Annotated in this window: 1 protein-coding gene; it reads right to left on the reverse strand. The window is 57.1% G+C overall.

Annotated elements, in window-relative coordinates:
* Window positions 1-29: 29 nt before the first annotated feature.
* Window positions 30-308, reverse strand: a complete 279-nt coding sequence (locus tag CXQ97_RS21295; RefSeq protein WP_003301474.1) for a DUF3509 domain-containing protein — start codon at window positions 306-308, stop codon at window positions 30-32.
* Between the last annotated feature and the right edge of the window lie 216 nt (window positions 309-524).

The raw sequence follows: 524 nt of genomic DNA on the forward strand, positions 1-524 counted from the left end.
GGCTGCGGCATGGGCCGCAGCCGTAGGGCTCAGGCGTACTCGTAGGTCGGCAGTGCGGTACGGCTCTGGCTCTGCAGATGGGCGATGGAAGGCGACATGCCGGCTTCCAGTGCCAGATCACGGCGAACCGAGCTGACGACCCATTCCAGTTGCATGCGGGTCTGGGTCTGGCCCTTGGAAAGCGCTCGCTTGACCAGAACACGGTCGTCGTTGCGCAGGGTCAGCAGCAGCCCGCCATCCGGGCGGGGCTCGGTGAGCACTTCGAACTCAGGGAATGCGGCAGTGAGGAATTGTTGTGCAGCGGTCATTGTTCTGTACTCCAATAAGTTCCAGCGAACCTAACGGAGCAGCGTTCGTGCCAACCTAACCAATGATTTTTTATCTAACGAAAACAATAACTTATGAAATTATGCCCAGGCATTAAGCCGTGCAAAACGCAATACGAAGCGTGATGCAGGTTGCATTCTGCGGTCTGCATTGGCCGTTCAGCCTTTACGCCAGACACTCGCTAGCCAAGGTTGTTC

The sequence above is a fragment of the Arthrobacter sp. B0490 genome (assembly GCF_002929355.1).
Lineage (GTDB): Bacteria > Actinomycetota > Actinomycetes > Actinomycetales > Micrococcaceae > Arthrobacter_D.